The following is a 15,069-nucleotide window of genomic DNA, read 5'->3' as shown; positions in this document are numbered from 1 at the left end:
CGAGCACCGCCCGGGAGTGAGGTGCGATGAACTTCTGGGACTACCTGGGCGCCCGGCACCAGCAGTTGCTCGCCGACGCCTATCAGCACGCGAGCGCCGTCTTCCAGTGCATGGTCCTCGCGACCTTGATCGGCATCGTCATCGGCATCGTCTCGTACCGCAGTGACTGGGCCGGGAACCTGGCGACGACCGCCACCTCGACCATTCTCACCATTCCCTCGCTCGCCATGATCGGTCTGCTGATCCCGATCGTGGGCCTCGGCGTCGCGCCGACCGTCATCGCGCTGACCCTGTACGGGCTGCTGCCGATCGTGCGGAACGCGATCGTGGGCCTGCGCGGCGTCGACCCCGCGCTGATCGACGCGGCGAAGGGCATCGGGATGTCCCGGACCGCCCGCCTGTTCAAGGTGGAGCTGCCGCTCGCCTGGCCGCCGATCCTCACGGGGATCCGGGTCTCCACCCAGATGCTGATGGGCATCGCCGCCATCGCCGCGTTCGCGTCCGGGCCCGGCCTCGGCAACGAGATCTTCCGCGGCATCGCCTCCCTGGGCAGCGCCAACGCGCTCAACCAGGTGCTCGCCGGAACGCTCGGCATCATCATCCTCGCCCTGCTCTTCGACGCCGCGTACGTCCTCATCGGACGGCTGACCATCCCGAGGGGGATCCGTGCCTGACACCACGACGACAGACGCCCCCGAGGCGTCCGGGGCCAGCATCGAGCTGGAGAACCTCACCAAGCGCTACCCGGGCTCCAGCGAACCCGCCGTGGACAGCGTCAACATGGAGATCAAGGCGGGCGAGCTGATCATCTTCGTCGGCCCGTCGGGCTGCGGGAAGTCCACGACGCTGAAGATGATCAACCGGCTGATCGAGCCGACCGGCGGGCGCATCCGCATCGGCGGCGAGGACGTCACCGACATGGACCCGGTGAAGCTGCGCCGCAAGGTCGGGTACGCGATCCAGTCCTCCGGGCTCTTCCCGCACATGACGGTCGCCCAGAACATCGCGCTGGTGCCGAAGATGATCGGCTGGTCCAAGTCGCGGATCAAGTCGCGGGTCGAGGAGATGCTCGACCTGGTCGGCCTCGACCCCGGCGAGTACCACGGCCGGTACCCGCGCCAGCTCTCCGGCGGCCAGCAGCAGCGCGTCGGCGTGGCCCGCGCGCTCGCGGCCGACCCGCCCGTGCTGCTGATGGACGAGCCGTTCGGCGCGGTCGACCCGATCACCCGCGACCACCTCCAGGACGAGCTGATCCGGCTCCAGCACGAGCTGCACAAGACGATCGTCTTCGTCACCCACGACTTCGACGAGGCCATCAAGCTCGGCGACCGCATCGCGGTGCTCCGCGAGAAGTCGCACATCGCGCAGTTCGACACCCCGGAGGCCATCCTCACCAACCCGGCGGACGACTTCGTGTCCGGGTTCGTCGGCGCCGGCGCCGCGCTCAAGCGCCTCAACCTCACCCGCGTCCGCGACGTGGAGGTCACCGACTACCCGACGGTGGGCGTCGACGACCCGCTCCAGGACATCTTCGACAAGCTGCGGGCGTCCGGCACCAACGAGCTGCTGCTGCTCGACCGGCGCGGCCGCCCCTACAAGTGGCTGCGCCGCGGCGACCTGATGCGCGCCAAGGGCTCCCTCGCCCGCGCCGGCACCCTCGTCCACGACACCGTCACCTGGGACGCCACCCTGCGCGACGCCCTGGAGGCGGTCCTCACCGACAACGCGGGCCGGGTCGCGGTGACCGGGCGGCGCGGCGCGTACGAGGGCGTCGTCGACATGGAGACGCTGATGAACTCCGTGCACGAGCTCCTGGAGGCCGACCGGCTCGAAGCGGTCGAGCACCAGCACGAGCTGGAGGAGCAGCGCGCCGAGCAGACGCACCAGGAGCAGGAGGGCTCCCAGGCCCCTCACGGGGAGGCGAAGGCGTGAGCACACCGTCCCGCAAATCACCCGTGAAGGGCGAGCGTCCCGAGGGCGAGCACGAGGTCAAGGGCCTCGCGTTCCGCGACGAGGGCGAGGGCGAGCAGGAGTCCCGCTCCCCCATCCAGAAGGACCCGCCCCGGATCCCCTGGAAGAAGCTGACGTTCCTGCCGGTGTTCCTGGTCCTGGTGCTGCTGATCACGTGGCTGTGGTTCCGCAACGCCGACCTCGACACCATCTCCGAGAACGCCATCTCGGGCGGCGCGGTCGGCAAGGCGCTGCGCCAGCACATCAGCCTGACGGTGATCTCGACGTTCTTCGTGCTGATCATCGCGATCCCGCTGGGCATCGTGCTGACCCGCAGGATGTTCCGCAAGGCGACCCCGTTCGCCCTGGCCATCGCCAACATGGGGCAGGCCACCCCCGCGATCGGTCTGCTCGCCCTGCTGGTCATCTGGCTGGGCATCGGCGAGAGGTCGGCGCTGATCGGCATCATCATCTACGCGATCCTGCCGGTGCTCTCCAACACCATCGCGGGCCTGAAGGCCAACGACCCGACGCTCCTGGAGGCCGCGAAGGGCATCGGGATGTCACCGATGGGAGTGCTGCGCAAGGTCGAACTCCCCCTCGCCGTCCCGCTGATCCTCGCGGGCGTGCGCACGGCGCTCGTCCTCAACGTCGGTACGGCGACGCTCGCCACGTTCGGCGGTGGCGGCGGCCTCGGCGTCCTCATCACCACCGGCATCACCAACCAGCGCATGCCGGTGCTGATGCTCGGCTCGATCCTCACCATCGCGCTCGCCCTGCTCGTCGACTGGCTGGCCTCGCTGGCCGAACTCCTGCTGCGCCCGCGCGGGTTGGAGGTGCGCTCATGAAGTACCCCATGCGCCGCAGGCGCCGCGTACGGGTGGCCCTCGCCGCGAGCTGCGGGATCGCGCTCCTCGCGAGCGGCTGCGGCCTGACCAGCGGCAGCCCGCTCGTCGACGACGTGCAGCCCGGCTCCATCGGCAGGAACAAGCCGCTGGAGGGCGCGGACATCACCGTCACGTCCAAGGAGTTCACCGAGCAGCTGGTGCTCGGCGCGATCATGGGCATCGCGTTCAAGGCGGCCGGCGCCGACGTCCTCGACCGGACCGGCATCCAGGGCTCCATCGGCGCCCGCGAGGCCATCAAGTCCGGTGACGCGGACGCCATGTACGAGTACACGGGCACGGCCTGGATCACGTACCTCGGCAACTCGGACCCGATCTCCGATCCGCAGAAGCAGTTCGAGGCGGTGCGCGAGGCCGACAAGAAGAACGGCATCACGTGGCTGCCGCAGGCCGAGCTCAACAACACCTACGCGCTCGCCATGAACAACGCCAACTACAAGAAGTACGGCACCAAGACGCTCTCCGACGTCGCCGCGCTCGCCAAGAAGGACCCGAAGGCCGTCACGCTGTGCGTGGAGAGCGAGTTCGCCAACCGGGCCGACGGGCTGCCCGGCATGCAGAAGGCGTACGGCATGAAGGTGCCGACCGGCAACATCACGCAGATGGACAGCGGCATCATCTACACCCAGGCGTCCAAGGGCAGTTGCACGTTCGGCGAGGTCTACACGACCGACGGCCGGATCAAGGCGATGAACCTGAACGTCATGGAGGACGACAAGAAGTTCTTCCCGAACTACAACGCGGCGCCCGAGATCAACAGCGAGGCGCTGAAGAAGTACCCGGAGATGGCGGACATCCTGGAGCCGATCACGAAGAAGCTCGACAACACCGTCGCCCAGGACCTCAACGCGAAGGTGGACGTCGACGGGCAGGACCCGCACGACGTGGCCAAGGAGTGGCTGGTGAAGGAGGGGTTCGTCACGGAGTGACGGCCCCCGCCCCGGCCGTCAGCACCGCGGGACCGTGCCCGAGCCCTTCGCCAGGTTCGTCAGCGCGGTCATCGTGCCCTTGAGCGTGCTCACCGAGATCAGCTCCATCGAGTCCGGCGCGGAGGCCTTCGCGTCCGCGCACTCCGCCTTCGGTACGAGGAAGACGGTGGCGCCGTCGCGGTCGGCGGCCTGCACCTTCAGCGAGACGCCGCCGACCGGGCCGACCTTGCCGTCGTCGTCGATGGTGCCGGTGCCCGCGATGGACTTCCCGCCCGTGAGGTCGCCGCCGCTGCCGTCGCCGTCCAGCTTGTCGATGATGCCGAGGGAGAAGAGCAGGCCCGCGCTCGGGCCGCCGACGTCGCCGAGCTGGAGGTCGACCTCGATGTCCTTCGACGACTTGCCGAGGTAGGACAGGGCGGCCTCGGTGGCGGCGTCCTGCGAGCCCTTCATCTCCTCCTTGTTGTGCTGCTCGATCTCCTTCGTGGTGCCGCCCGAGGGGTAGACCGCGTCGCGCGGCATGACCGCCCGGTCCTCGGCGAACCAGCCGTCGAAGACGTCACCGAGGTGCACGGAGGTGTCCGGGCCCGTCGCCACGATGGTCACCGCGCGGAGCTTGCCCTCGGTGTCCCGGGTGGGCGCGCCGGTGATGTCGATGACGGGTTCGCCGTCCGACGTCCCGAGGACGTTCGTCGTGGGGCCTGGCTGCGCCACGGAGAACGGCAGCGGGGCGAGGCCCGCGACCGCCAGGAGGGCGAGCACGGGTGCGGCGCAGACGGCCAGGGCGGCGGGGCGGCTGAGGCGATTGAGCACGGTGTGACTCTAACGTGGTCGGGAAACATAGAGCCCCGCCGGCGATTGAGGCGCGGGGTCCGGGGCGGAGCCCCGCGAGCGCAACACCGTCGCCGGGGAGCTCACCGCAGCGCGTCCGAGACCTCTCGGGCCGCGTCCAGGACCCGGGGGCCCACCCGCTCCGGGACGGAGTCCGAGAGCATGACGACGCCCACGCTGCCCTCCAGACCGGTGACGCCCAGGAGGGGAGCCGCCGCACCGCTCGCCCCGGCTTCCAGCTCACCGTGGGTGAGCGTGTAGCCGGTCTCGGGCAGGACGCCCTGGCGGGCACCGAGGATGGCGCGGCCCGCGGCGCCCCGGTCGAGGGGGTGCCGGAAACCCGTGCGGTACGCGACGTGGTAGTCGGTCCAGGTCGGTTCGACGACCGCCACGGCCAGGGCCTCGGTGCCGTCCACCAGCGTGAGGTGGGCGGTCGCCCCGATGTCCTCGGCGAGCGAGCGCAGCGCCGGCAGTGCGGCCTCGCGCACCAGCGGGTGGACCTGGCGGCCGAGCCGCAGCACGCCGAGCCCGACGCGGGCGCGGCCGCCCAGGTCGCGGCGGACGAGGGCGTGCTGCTCCAGCGTGGCGAGCAGGCGGTAGACGACCGTCCGGTTGACGCCGAGCTTGTTGGACAGCTCGGTGACGGTCAGGCCGTGGTCGGTGTCGGCGAGCAGTTTGAGGACGCGCAGTCCCCGGTCGAGCGTCTGGGAGGTCTCCGCGGTCACGACGCCCACTCCTTAGTGGTGAGGGACGGCGGTCTCCTGCGCGAGGGTCGCGTCACCTGTCCCGTGGGCGACGCGCGTGAGAGGCCGCCGGTCGGTGATCAGGCGCTGGGCTGCTTACGGCTGTCTTGGTGCACACCGGCTGCGCTCCGCGGCGGCGCTGCCACGGGGCGTGTGCGTTGCCCGGAATGTAGCGAGGTCGTCCCGCTGAGCGGAAGACTCCGTCCAGAATCCGGTCAGTCGACGGCCTGACTTGTGCCTGAATGCCCTCACTTGACCCCCGCTTTACTTCATGCGGGTCGCCCACTCCTGGACCTTGGCGATGCGCTGGCGCAGCTGACCGCCGGTCGCCTCCGCGCTCGGCGGGCCGCCGCAGACCCGGCGCAGCTCGGTGTGGATCACACCGTGCGGCTTGCCGCTCTGGTGCACGTACGCGCCGACGATGGTGTTGAGCTTCTTGCGCAGCTCCATCAGCTCCTTGTGGGAGACGACGGGGCGGCGGTCGGCGGGCAGCTCCAGGAGGTCGGCCTCGCTGTCGGGCTTCTTCTTGCTGTGCGAGATCTGGCGGGCCTGGCGCTTCTGGAGGAGCAGCTGCACCTGGTCGGGTTCGAGGAGGCCGGGGATGCCGAGGTAGTCCTGCTCCTCCTCGCTGCCGGGGTGCGCCTGCATGCCGAACTCGGCGCCGTTGTACATGACCCGGTCGAAGGTGGCCTCGGACTCCAGGGCCTCGAAGGAGAACTGCTCCTGCTCGCCGGTGTCCTCGTCCTGCTCCTTGTTCGCCTCCTCCATCTCCTTCTCGGACTCGGCGTACGGGTCCTCCTCGCCGTCCTTCTTCGGCTTGTCGAGGACGTGGTCGCGCTCGACCTCCATCTCGTTGGCGAAGCCGAGCAGGTCCGGGACGGTGGGCAGGAAGACGGAGGCCGTCTCGCCGCGCCTGCGGGAGCGCACGAAACGGCCCACGGCCTGCGCGAAGAAGAGCGGGGTGGAGATGGTGGTGGCGTAGACGCCGACCGCGAGCCGCGGCACGTCGACGCCCTCGGACACCATGCGGACCGCGACCATCCACCGGTCGTCACTCGCCGCGTAGTCGTCGATCCGCTTCGAGGCGCCCGTGTCGTCGGAGAGCACGACGGTCGCCCTGGAGCCGGTGATCTCGCGGATCAGCTTCGCGTAGGCGCGCGCCGAGTCCTGGTCGGAGGCGATGACGAGGCCGCCCGCGTCCGGGATGCCCTTCCTGACCTCGGTGAGGCGGGCGTCGGCGGCGCGCAGCACGCTGGGCATCCACTCGCCGCGCGGGTCGAGGGCGGTGCGCCAGGCCTGGCTGATGGCGTCCTTGGTCATGGGCTCGCCGAGCCGCGCCGCGATCTCGTCGCCGGCCTTCGTGCGCCAGCGCATGTTGCCGCTGTACGAGAGGAAGATGACCGGCCGCACGACGTTGTCGGCGAGGGCGTTGCCGTAGCCGTAGGTGTAGTCGGCGGCGGAGCGGCGGATGCCGTCGTTGCCCTCCGCGTACTGCACGAAGGGGATCGGGTTGGTGTCGGAGCGGAACGGCGTACCGGTCAGCGCGAGGCGGCGGGTGGCCGGCTCGAAGGCCTCCAGGCAGGCCTCGCCCCACGACTTCGAGTCACCGGCGTGGTGGATCTCGTCGAGGATCACGAGCGTCTTGCGCTGCTCGCTGCGGTTGCGGTGCAGCATCGGCCGCACGCCCACACCCGCGTACGTGACGGCGATGCCCTGGTACTCCTTGCTGAGCGGGCCCGCGCTGTACTCCGGGTCCAGCTTGATCCCTATGCGGGCCGCCGCCTCCGCCCACTGCTTCTTCAGGTGCTCGGTGGGCGCGACCACGGTCACCTGCTGCACGACGTGGTGGTGCAGCAGCCAGGAGGCGAGGGTGAGCGCGAAGGTGGTCTTTCCGGCGCCCGGGGTGGCGACCGCGAGGAAGTCGCGCGGCTGCTCCTGGATGTACTTGTCCATCGCCCCCTGCTGCCAGGCGCGCAGCTTGTTGGCGGTGCCCCAGGGAGCACGGCCCGGGAAGGCCGGGGACAGGTGGTGGTTCGAGGCGGCGGCTGTAGTAGTCACGGTCTCCGATTACTCAGGCTGGACGGCACGTCGACGCGGGCGCTGGGCCGCGTACGACGACAACACGGCTACGTATGACAACCGGGCCACCCTACCGGTGCCGAGGTTGACGGGCGTGCCGGGCGAGGCCGGGAGCGGGGAGGTTGGGACGTGCGTCACAGATCAACTGGCCGCCCGCCGCGCCTACTTCCGCAGCCGCGCCGCCACCCACACCCCGGCCAGCGCGACGACCGCCATCGGGAGGAACACGGCGGCGAACGCGGCGGGGTGCGAGCCGCCCGCGCCGTGCGCGACGCCGTGGCCCACCGCTCCCCCGCCGAGCGCGGCGAAGGCGGCGCCCCCGGCGGCGAGCAGCAGCGCGTTGGACAGTCCGTCGGAGATCTGGAGGGCGGCGGAGTTCGCCCCGGCCTCCTCGGGCGCGGACAGCTGGAGCAGCAGCACGGACGTGGAGGAGATCACCAGGCCCATCCCGAGGCAGCCGAAGGCCCAGGCGACGGCCACGGTCCACACCGGTACGGCCTCGATCAGCACGCTCGGCGCGGCGGCGATGGCCGCGGCCACCAGCACCATGCCCACCGCGACGAGCCGCTCCCGGTACGGCTCGACGCGGGGCCGCGACTGGAGCCACGAGCCGAACGCCCAGGTGCCGCCGCCCGCGGCGAGCGAGAACCCGGCGAGCGTGGGGCTCAGCCCGCGCTGCGTCACCAGCATCAGCGGTACGAACGACTCGGCCGCGATGAACGACCCGGCCGCGATGCCGCGCAGCAGCACCACCGACGGCAGGCCGCGCGCGGCCCGGTAGGTGCCGCGGGGCAGCAGGCCGAGCACGGACGGCACGAGGAGGGCGGCGCCGGCGGCTGCGGGCAGCAGGGACAGCGGGCGCAGGTCCTGGGCGGCGTACTGGAGCAGGCCCGCGCCGAGCGAGATCCCGAGGGCGAGCCGGATGCGGCGCCGGTCGAGGGGCGCGGGCGCGGCGCCCTCGGGTGCGCCGCCGGCCCGGCGCCGGACCTCCGGGAGGGCGAGGGCGAGCGGCAGCACGACCAGGGCGGGGATGCCGAGGAAGACCCACCGCCAGCCGAGGTGCTCGGTGACCGCGCCGGACGCCAGCGGGCCGACGATCGAGGGCACGACCCAGCTCGCCGCGAACGCGGCCATGATCGCGGGGCGCAGCCGCTCCGGGTAGGCGCGGCTGACGACGACGTACAGGCCGACGATCACCAGTCCGCCGCCGAGGCCCTGCACGGCGCGGCCCGCGATGAACAGCCACATGGTGCCCGCGGTCCCGGCGAGCAGCAGGCCCGCGGCGAAGGCGCCGATGCCGGCGGTGACGGGGCCGAGGGGCCCGCTCCGGTCGGCCCACTGTCCGGCGAGCACCATGCCGAACAGGCTCGTGGTGAAGAAGCCGGAGAACGCGAACGCGTACAGCGGGACGCCGTCCAGTTCGCGGGCGGCGACGGGCATGGCGGTGCCGACGGCGGTGGCCTCGAAGGCGATGAGGAGGACGACGGTGACGATGCCGATGCTGAGGGCGCGGTGGCCGCGGCCGAGGATGCCGCCCGTCTCCGACGTGACGGGCAGGGGTGCGGGATTTGTCGGGGTGGGGACGACGCCGGTGTCGTCTTCGAGGGCGGCCATGCGGATCAGGGTAAGGGGCGTTCTCGGTGCTGACGCCTGTCGGGAGGCGGGGGTGATCTCGTCCGTTGGTCGTAGGTCACCGCCCCGCCGCGCCGCGGGGCTCGAACAGCGGGGCGGGTGACCGCGCGGGATCAGTCGTAGGTGATGTCCGACTCCTCGTACTTGCAGTACGTGCCGTCCGGGCCGGAGCCGATCTCCTCGGGCTCGTCACCGGAGTCGTTGCCCTCGAACCGTACGCACGGCTCGATGTCCTGGTCGTCGTCGCCGTGGATGCGGATGTTGCTCAGGGTCGCGGTGTCGCCGTAGTTGGAGTTGATGCCGACGAGCGACTTCCCGGGCGCGGTGACGTCCACGTCGTCGACGACGACCGTGCGCTTGTGCTGCGTGGAGCAGTTGCCGCAGGAGCGGACCAGCTTGCCGAAGTCGGAAACCTGGAAGCCGCTGACGGTCAGCGTGCCCGCCCCGTTGAACTGGAGCACCTTGTCGTCGGCCTTGCGCGCACCACCGCCGACGACCTTGTACGCGGCCGAGGACGACGTGCCCTTGAAGGTGGCGGCGTCCTCGCCGACGTCCTCCCACCACACGTTCTCCAGCGTGCAGCTGCCCGCGCAGTGCACGCCGTCCGCGGCGGGCGAGCCGATGATGACGTTCTTGAGGACGGCCCCGTCCTTCAGGTTGAAAATCGGGTCCTGGCCCTCCTCCTGCCCGTCGCCGCCCAGGTCGCCACTGCCGTAGTAGCGCTTGAGGCCGCCGTCGAGCGTGCCGGAGACGGAGAGGGACGACGAGACGGCCTGCTCGCCCTTGGCCTCGGGCCATGCGGTGGCGGCCCCGGCGGAGCCGAGCATCCCGTTCGTGACGAGCGCGGCCCCGGCGAGGGAGAGCGCTCCGGCCCCGGCCCACAGGGCGCGGCGGCCGGTGACGTTGCGACGATGACGTGTGGGGGTCATGTCCTGCTTCCTTGGGGGGAGTTGTCGTGCCTGCTTGCCCCCTTGGGTCGCCGCGGACGGCGCGGAGGTTGCCCCGGGTCCCCGAGCCGTTTGTGAACGGCGTATGGCAGTCGCGTTGCGGCCGCCCCGGAATCCTTGATCCGCGCTCTTCGGCCGCCGTACGTTCTTCAGCGAAGGCACGGCCGTGTGCCCGAGTGGCTTAGGGATTCGCCTGCAAAGCGAAGCACACCGGTTCGATTCCGGTCACGGCCTCCGAGGAACGGAGAAGGGGTGCACCGCGAGAGCGGTGCACCCCTTCTCCGTGCGTCGGGTCAGGCGGTCGGCTCCGGCGCGGGCGCCGCCGCCTCCGTGACCACCGCGGCCTGCGGCCTGATCGGCAGCCGGTTCACGAGCCGGCCGGTCGCCGCGCGGACCGCCGAGGCCACCGCCGCCGGGGCCGCGACCACGGGCGCCGCGCTCGCCGCCTTCGCGCCGAACGGGGCCACCACGTCGCGCTCCTCGACCAGGTTGACGATGTGGATGTCGGGGGCGTCGAGCGAGGTCGGCAGGGCGTAACCGGTCAGGTCGGGGCGGCGGACGATGCCCTTCGGGGTCCGGAGGTTCTCCGTGAGGGCCACGCCGACGCCCTGGGTGACACCGGCCTCGATCCGGGCCGCGAGCTGGGCCGGGTTGAGGATCCGGCCGACGTCCTGGGCGACCGCGATCTCGACGACGCGCACCGAGCCGAGCTCCACGTCCACGTCGACCACCGCGCGGATCGCGCAGAAGGCCATGCCCACGAAGGCGTCGCCCTGACCGGCGGCGTCGAGCGGCTCGGTGGGGTGCGGGCGGCACTGCGCGGTCGCCCACAACTCCTTGCCGTCCATGGCTTCCTGGACCGTCGTCGAGAGCACCCCGTCGTACGAGGTGATCTTGCCGTCGGCGATCTGGAGCAGCTCCGTGGACATGCCGAACTTGTGGGCCAGCGGCTGGAGGAGCTGGGTGCGGACCATCTTGGCGGCGCGCTCGACGGCCCCGCCGGAGACCCACGTGTGACGGCCCCGGCAGCCGGGGCCCGCGGGCGGCTGGTCCGTGTCGACCGGCGCCACGTGGACTTCCTCGATGCCGAGCGTCTCCTGGACGATCTGGCGGGCGAGCGTGGCGAAGCCCTGGCCGGTCTCCACGGCGGCGCAGATGACCGTCGCGATGCCGTCGTGGACCTTGACCGTGGCGGTGGAGACCTCGTCGGCGCCCTCGGAGCCGAGCATGTGCACCATGCCGACCCCGTAGCCGACGCCGCGTCTGACGGCGGCGGGCTCCCCCACGCCCTCGGGTCCGCCGGGGAGCAGCCAGTCCTCCTCGGGGGTGTCCATGGGCAGCGGCGGCAGCTCGAAGTCCCGTACGGAGGTGAGGAGTTCGGCCACGGGAGCCGGGCACGTCACCGTCTGGCCGGTCGGGAGCACGTCCCCGGTCGCCAGCACGTTGCGCATCCGCAGCTCGGCCGGGTCGAGCCCCAACTTCTTGGCCAGCTTGTCCATTTGGGCCTCGTACGCGGCGCACACCTGCATGGCGCCCTCTCCGCGTACGTGCCCGGAGGGCGGGTTGTTCGTACGGACCGCCCAGCCCTCGATGGAGGCGTGCGGCACCACGTAGGGGCCGCAGGCGAAGGCTACCGCCGCGGCGAGCGCGTCGGACGACGTGTCCGCGTAGGCGCCCGCGTCGAGCAGGATCTGGGCCTCCACCTTCACCAACTTGCCCTCGGCGTCCGCGTGGTGGCGGTAGCGCAGCAGGGTGGGGTGGCGGTGCGGGTGGCCGAGGAAGGACTCCTCGCGGGTCGCCGCCAGCTTGACCGGGCAGCCGGTGTGCAGGGCGAGCAGCCCGAGCGGCAGGTGGAAGCTCGGGTCCTCGCGGTCGGCGGTCGCACCCGGCACACCGGTCACGACGACCTTCACGCGCTCGCGCTCCAGGCCGTAGCGGGCGGCCGCGAGATCACGGTCGCCGTGCGGGTCGGTGGAGGCGATGTACAGCTCGACGCCGCCGTCGGGGCGGGGCACGGCGAGACCGGCCTCGGCCCCGATCGGCGCCGGGTCCTGCCGCCCGATCCGGTACAGCCCCTCGACGATCACCTCACCCGTCGTCTCGGCGTCGCCGTGCTGGAGCGGGATGTGGCGGACGAGGTTGCCGTCGGGGTGCAGGGGCTCGGCCGCGAAGGACTGCTCGGGGTCGGTGACCGGTTCCAGGACCTCGTACTCGACGACGATCGCGGCGGCGGCCATCCGCGCGGTGTCCGGGTGGTCGGCCGCGACGGCGGCGAGCGCCTCGCCGTGGTGCCGGACGACATCGGAGGCGAACATCGGCCGGTCGGCGGCGCGGTGGCCCGGCAACGGGCCGCCGGGCACGTCCTCGTGGGTGACGACCGCGCGCACGCCGGGCATCTCGCGCGCGTGGGTGGTGTCGATGGAGACCACGCGCGCGTGCGCGTGCGGGGAGCGCAGGACCGACGCCCACAGCAGGCCCTCGGCCCACAGGTCGGCGGCGTACGGGAACGTGCCCTCCGTCTTGGCCCGCGCCTCCGCCGAGGGGAGCGACATGCCGAGACCGTGCGGAAAGCTCTCCGCTTCCTGGGCGGCGGGACCCGTGGAGGTCGTGGCGGTCTCGCTCGTCATGCCTGGCCTCCGTCCGGGAAGTCCTGGTGGATGTCCTCGTTCGCCGACGGGCTCGCCTGCCGCGGGATCCGCGGCTCGCCCTCGCCGCCGCCGTCCGCGTCCGACGCCTCGGACGCGGCCTCGGCCGCCGCCCGCCGCTCGTCGGCGACCTGGCGCACCGCGTCCACGACGCCCCGGTAGCCGGAACAGCGGCACAGGTTGCCGCACAGCGCCTGGCGGGTCTCCAGGGCGGTCGGGTTCGGGTTGCCCTCCAGCAGATCGTGCGCGGTCATCGCCATGCCGGGCACGCAGAAACCGCACTGCACGGCGCCGCACTCGGCGAGCGCCCGCTGCACGTCGGAGGGCCTGCCGTCACTGGCAAGACCCTCGACGGTACGCACCTCACTGCCGGCGGTCGTCGCCGCGGGCACCAGACAGGACGCCACGAGCCGCCCGTCCACCTGCACGTTGCACGCCCCGCACTCCCCCTGCGAACACCCGTCCTTGGCCCCCGCGAGCCCGAGCCGCTCCCGCAGCACGTACAGCAACGACTCCCCGATCCAGGCATCCGTGACGGGCCGATCCGCACCATTGACCCGCAGGACGTAGCTGGCCAGGGGGTGATCGTCGTGCAGCGAGGACCGGACGGGAACCGCGTCCTCGACTTCGGCCTCGACCTCGGCCTCAGCGGCGGGAGTCTCCACGTCGACGGGCTCGGGCACATCGACCGCTGGAGCGGCGGGCTCCGGCGCAGGGCTCGGCACATCAAGCCCCGCCGGCGCTTGAGGCGCGGGATCCGGGGCAGGGCTCGGCACATCAAGCCCCGCCGGCGATTGAGGCGCGGGGTCCGGGGCAGAGCCCCGCGACGCAGGCTCGGCCGGCTGCTCCGGGACCTCCGGCTGCGCAGCCCAAGGCGCAGGCGCCCCACCGGGAAGCGTCGCAGGCGGCTCCTGGCCCCACGCCCGCCCCACCGCGGCAGCGGATGCGGTGAACTCCCCGGACTCGTCCGGCAGTTCACCCTCCGCGAGCGGAATCGACCACTGCCCGGTCTGCCCCTGCTGGGGCGCGGGCTCCACGGGGACGGCCTGCTCCGCGCCGACCTCCGCACCGGGCCCGACCAGGTTCTCCGGCAGCACCCACACCCCGGTGGCCGCCGGATCCGTCGCCGCCGCCCCCGTCGCCGGGCTCACCGTTATCTGCGGCGGCACATACCCGTGCCCCGGCGCGGCCAGCGGGGCCGCGTCCGGGAACCCCTCGGGCGGCAACTGCACGAAGGCCGTGGCATCGGAGTCGTACTCGCCCTGCGGCACCGGCTCCCAGCCGTCGGGTCCGGGGTACTCGTTCGTCACGACAGCGCCCTCCCAAGTGCACGTCGGGCCAGCACGGCGACCGTTCGCCGCAGATGCAGAACGGCGGGCGGCAACGCCTGTTGCGTACCGTCCGGAGCGGGTTCCGGGTCGGGTACGCAGGCCGCGGCGACGTACTCCCCGAACGCGTGCACGGCCTCCGGCACGAGCGCGCCGCGCTCCCCGTCCCAGTCGATGAGGGAGGCCACCCACTGCTCGGCCTCCAGGGGCCGCAACGGCATCGGCGCGATGGCCCCGACGGCGCACCGCACCCCTCGCCGCGCCGGGTCGAGGACGAGCGCGACGGACGCCATCGCGCGCCCCGGCCCCGTACGCCCGGTCGCCTTCAGGAAGACCTGCGGCGCGTGCAGCAGCGGAACCCGTACGAACCCGATCAGCTCGCCCGGAGCGAGCATCTCCATGCCGGCCAGCAGATGCGAGACCGGCACCTCGCGGCGCGCGCCGCCCTGCCCCGCGATGATCAACGTGGCTTCCAGCGCGGCCAGTACGGGCAGCGTGTCGCCCGCGGGCGCGCCGGAGGCGATGTTGCCGCCGAGCGTCGCCGCGTTGCGGATCTGGGGCGGCCCCGAGGCGCGCGCGGCGGCGGCGAGGCCGGGGATGAGCGCGGCGAAGTCGGGGCGGCCGATGCGCGCGTGGGTGAGGCCCGCGCCGAGCAGCGCGTTCCCGTCCTGGTACTGCCAGCCGCGGATCTCGCTGATCCGGCCGAGCCCGACGAGGGCGGCCGGGCGGAGTTGACCCGCGTTGACCTGGGCCATGAGGTCCGTGCCTCCGGCCACCGGTACGGCGGCGGGCATGGCGGCGAGCGCCGCGACGGCCTCGTCCAGCGAACCCGGAAGTACCGCGGCCTGTGTCGTCGCCTGCGGTGCGTGCGTGGTCAAACCGGCTGCCCCTTCCCGATGTCCGGCCGCGTGCCTGACGACGGCGTCGGTCCCCCGCGTGGTCTGCGCGTGACCGCCGTTCCCGCCGTTACGCCTGTTCCGCCGTACGGTACGTGCTGACAGGCCGGACGTGGCAACTCTGGCACATCTTCCTCTCGGCCCGGAGAGGGGGTCCGGTAGGAGGCATTCGCCCCTTCCGCCTCAT

Annotated in this window: 12 protein-coding genes and 1 tRNA gene; 5 read left to right on the top strand and 8 right to left on the bottom strand. The window is 72.2% G+C overall.

The features are described from left to right. Positions 1–26 precede the first annotated feature (26 nt). From ACYBSK_RS03860 to ACYBSK_RS03845, 4 genes are read left to right on the top strand one after another with little or no spacing between them, the layout of a single operon-like run. Complete coding sequence (locus ACYBSK_RS03860; RefSeq protein WP_457475402.1) at positions 27–674, top strand: ABC transporter permease; 648 nt, start codon at positions 27–29, stop codon at positions 672–674. Further along, entirely contained in the window at positions 667–1,932 is a 1,266-nt protein-coding gene (locus ACYBSK_RS03855; RefSeq protein WP_460245175.1) for a betaine/proline/choline family ABC transporter ATP-binding protein, read from the top strand. The genes ACYBSK_RS03860 and ACYBSK_RS03855 overlap by 8 nt, the downstream gene beginning before the upstream one ends. After that, positions 1,929–2,798 (top strand): ABC transporter permease, encoded by an 870-nt coding sequence (locus tag ACYBSK_RS03850; protein ID WP_460245174.1) that lies wholly within the window; start codon positions 1,929–1,931, stop codon positions 2,796–2,798. Before ACYBSK_RS03855 ends, ACYBSK_RS03850 begins: the two co-directional genes overlap by 4 nt. Beyond that, entirely contained in the window at positions 2,795–3,784 is a 990-nt protein-coding gene (locus tag ACYBSK_RS03845) for a glycine betaine ABC transporter substrate-binding protein (protein WP_457475399.1), read from the top strand. The genes ACYBSK_RS03850 and ACYBSK_RS03845 overlap by 4 nt, the downstream gene beginning before the upstream one ends. Before the next feature lie 18 nt (positions 3,785–3,802). Here ACYBSK_RS03845 and ACYBSK_RS03840 read toward each other — a convergent pair whose 3' ends face one another. The 5 genes from ACYBSK_RS03840 to ACYBSK_RS03820 form a co-directional block, all read right to left on the bottom strand. Beyond that, a complete protein-coding gene (locus ACYBSK_RS03840; RefSeq protein ID WP_460245173.1) occupies positions 3,803–4,594 on the bottom strand; it encodes a S16 family serine protease in 792 nt (263 codons plus the stop codon). 101 nt (positions 4,595–4,695) lie between these two features. After that, the gene (locus ACYBSK_RS03835) at positions 4,696–5,337 is read right to left on the bottom strand and encodes an IclR family transcriptional regulator (RefSeq protein ID WP_460245172.1); all 642 of its coding nucleotides are present in this window, start codon (positions 5,335–5,337) and stop codon (positions 4,696–4,698) included. A gap of 282 nt (positions 5,338–5,619) precedes the next feature. After that, positions 5,620–7,413 carry a DEAD/DEAH box helicase gene (locus tag ACYBSK_RS03830; protein WP_457475396.1) on the bottom strand — a complete coding sequence of 598 codons (1,794 nt, stop codon included), beginning with the start codon at positions 7,411–7,413 and terminating at the stop codon, positions 5,620–5,622. 183 nt (positions 7,414–7,596) lie between these two features. Then, entirely contained in the window at positions 7,597–9,048 is a 1,452-nt protein-coding gene (locus ACYBSK_RS03825; protein WP_460245171.1) for an MFS transporter, read from the bottom strand. A 131-nt stretch (positions 9,049–9,179) separates the two neighbouring features. Beyond that, positions 9,180–9,995, bottom strand: coding sequence for a pectate lyase (locus tag ACYBSK_RS03820; RefSeq protein WP_460245170.1), 816 nt, complete (start codon positions 9,993–9,995; stop codon positions 9,180–9,182). A gap of 180 nt (positions 9,996–10,175) precedes the next feature. Here ACYBSK_RS03820 and ACYBSK_RS03815 point away from each other — a divergent pair. Continuing rightward, a tRNA-Cys gene (locus tag ACYBSK_RS03815) sits at positions 10,176–10,247 on the top strand. 59 nt (positions 10,248–10,306) lie between these two features. Here the strand turns inward: ACYBSK_RS03815 and ACYBSK_RS03810 are convergent. The 3 genes from ACYBSK_RS03810 to ACYBSK_RS03800 are packed head-to-tail and all read right to left on the bottom strand — an operon-like array spanning position 10,307 to position 14,864. Next, positions 10,307–12,640, bottom strand: coding sequence for a xanthine dehydrogenase family protein molybdopterin-binding subunit (locus ACYBSK_RS03810; protein WP_457475393.1), 2,334 nt, complete (start codon positions 12,638–12,640; stop codon positions 10,307–10,309). After that, positions 12,637–13,968 (bottom strand): (2Fe-2S)-binding protein, encoded by a 1,332-nt coding sequence (locus ACYBSK_RS03805; RefSeq protein WP_460245169.1) that lies wholly within the window; start codon positions 13,966–13,968, stop codon positions 12,637–12,639. Before ACYBSK_RS03805 ends, ACYBSK_RS03810 begins: the two co-directional genes overlap by 4 nt. Further along, positions 13,965–14,864, bottom strand: a complete 900-nt coding sequence (locus tag ACYBSK_RS03800; protein WP_460245168.1) for an FAD binding domain-containing protein — start codon at positions 14,862–14,864, stop codon at positions 13,965–13,967. The genes ACYBSK_RS03805 and ACYBSK_RS03800 overlap by 4 nt, the downstream gene beginning before the upstream one ends. Between the last annotated feature and the right edge of the window lie 205 nt (positions 14,865–15,069).

The organism is Streptomyces sp. BYX5S (assembly GCF_054724165.1).
The sequence above is the reverse complement of the archived record's forward strand: the minus strand, read 5'-3'. Positions and strand labels throughout refer to the sequence as shown.